The following is a 2,500-nucleotide window of genomic DNA, read 5'->3' as shown; positions in this document are numbered from 1 at the left end:
CACTGGATGGGCTATGGGGACTCACCGTCTTACTGATCCTAACCAAACTGCGAATACCGAAGAGTACTGTTCAGCAGACACACGGCGGGTGCTAACGTCCGTCGTGAAAAGGGCAACAACCCTGACCTCCAGCTAAGGTCCCCAAGTCATGGCTAAGTGGGAAAGGATGTGAGGATCCCAAAACAACCAGGATGTTGGCTTAGAAGCAGCCATCATTTAAAGAAAGCGTAACAGCTCACTGGTCTAAATAAGGGTCTTTGCGCCGAAAATGTACCGGGGCTCAAGCCATGCACCGAAGCTGAGGATGTGGATTTATCCACGTGGTAGCGGAGCGTTCCGTAGGCTGATGAAGGGAGACCCGTGAGGGCTCCTGGAGGTATCGGAAGTGCGAATGTTGACATGAGTAACGATAAAGAGGGTGAGAGACCCTCTCGCCGAAAGACCAAGGGTTCCTGCTTAAAGTTAATCTGAGCAGGGTTAGCCGGCCCCTAAGACGAGGCGGAAACGCGTAGTCGATGGGAACCACGTTAATATTCGTGGGCCAGGCGGTGGTGACGGATTGCACAAATCGTAAGATCTTATTGGATTGATCTTGCGGTGGAGCGGTTCCAGGAAATAGCCCCGTCGTGAGACCGTACCCGAAACCGACACAGGTGGTCAGGTAGAGTATACCAAGGCGCTTGAGAGAACTGCGTTGAAGGAACTCGGCAAATTGCACGCGTAACTTCGGAAGAAGCGTGACCTCTTTATACGCAAGTATTGAGAGGTGGCACAGACCAGGGGGTAGCGACTGTTTATCAAAAACACAGGGCTCTGCGAAGTCTTTAAGACGACGTATAGGGTCTGACGCCTGCCCGGTGCTGGAAGGTTAAAAGGAGATGTGCAAGCATTGAATTGAAGCCCCAGTAAACGGCGGCCGTAACTATAACGGTCCTAAGGTAGCGAAATTCCTTGTCGGGTAAGTTCCGACCTGCACGAATGGCGTAACGACTTCCCCGCTGTCTCCAACGCAGACTCAGTGAAATTGAATTCCCCGTGAAGATGCGGGGTTCCTGCGGTCAGACGGAAAGACCCCGTGCACCTTTACTATAGCTTTACACTGGCATTTACCAAGACATGTGTAGGATAGGTGGTAGGCTTTGAAGCGCGGACGCCAGTTTGCGTGGAGCCATCCTTGAAATACCACCCTTATCTTCGTGGATGTCTAACCGCGATCCGTTATCCGGATCCGGGACAGTGTATGGTGGGTAGTTTGACTGGGGCGGTCGCCTCCTAAAGAGTAACGGAGGCGCGCGATGGTGGGCTCAGACCGGTCGGAAATCGGTCGTCGAGTGCAATGGCATAAGCCCGCCTGACTGCGAGACTGACAAGTCGAGCAGAGACGAAAGTCGGTCATAGTGATCCGGTGGTCCCGCGTGGAAGGGCCATCGCTCAACGGATAAAAGGTACGCCGGGGATAACAGGCTGATGACCCCCAAGAGTCCATATCGACGGGGTTGTTTGGCACCTCGATGTCGGCTCATCGCATCCTGGGGCTGGAGCAGGTCCCAAGGGTTTGGCTGTTCGCCAATTAAAGCGGTACGTGAGCTGGGTTCAGAACGTCGTGAGACAGTTCGGTCCCTATCTGCCGTGGGTGTAGGAATATTGACAGGATCTGTCCCTAGTACGAGAGGACCGGGATGGACGTATCTCTGGTGGACCTGTTGTGGCGCCAGCCGCATAGCAGGGTAGCTATATACGGAATGGATAACCGCTGAAGGCATCTAAGCGGGAAACCAACCTGAAAACGAGTGTTCCCTATCAGAGCCGTTGTAGACGACAACGTTGATAGGCCGGGTGTGGAAGCGCAGCAATGTGTGAAGCTTACCGGTACTAATCGCTCGATTGGCTTGATCGTTCTCATTGTTCATGTTCATCGCCCCGTGCGGGGTTGGCCCAGGGCGGCCGCACGCACAGGAAATGTCGATGAACACGATCTACTTTGTCCTCACGGGCGCACCGGACCTTCGGTCCTGCCCTGCGGACGGCGCGCCGGGCGACCGGCGACGGCCAGTCGGCCTAAGGGAAGTCCCCTGAAAGCCACTGCCAATGCTGCGTCACACCGACGCTTCAACAACCAGCTTCTCGAAAACATGCTGCATTTGGCTGACCTGGTGGTTATTGCGGGGTCCTTAACACCCGTTCCCATTCCGAACACGGCCGTGAAATGCCCCAGCGCTGATGGTACTTTGTCTTAAGGCACGGGAGAGTAAGTCGCTGCCAGGTCTGCCAAATGCAACATGAAATCATCTTCTCCAAACAATACGGCGACTGCCGATATCAAGCCGCCGTAAATGGCGGCTTTTTTGTTGCCGAAAAAAATAACGCCGGGCAAGAGCAGCCCCCGCCGAACCGCAGGCCAAAGGCCGAGGACCGGCAAAACAAAAACACCCGGGCAAGGCACGACCTCACCGTCAAACGCCATAACCCGAAAACGCTCAAAACATAACGCGGGGTGGAG

General features: G+C 54.7%; 2 rRNA genes (1 of these 2 cut by a window edge). Both read left to right on the top strand.

The annotated features are described in order from the left end of the window. Positions 1-1,897: ribosomal RNA gene (locus tag GGR30_RS23140) — 23S ribosomal RNA — on the top strand (it extends 1,130 nt beyond the left edge of the window). A gap of 252 nt (positions 1,898-2,149) precedes the next feature. After that, a 5S ribosomal RNA gene (gene rrf, locus GGR30_RS23135) occupies positions 2,150-2,265 on the top strand. The last annotated feature ends 235 nt before the right edge of the window (positions 2,266-2,500 follow it).

The organism is Martelella radicis, from assembly GCF_014196625.1.
Taxonomy (GTDB): domain Bacteria; phylum Pseudomonadota; class Alphaproteobacteria; order Rhizobiales; family Rhizobiaceae; genus Martelella; species Martelella radicis.
This window is presented reverse-complemented; position numbering and strand designations above follow the sequence as displayed.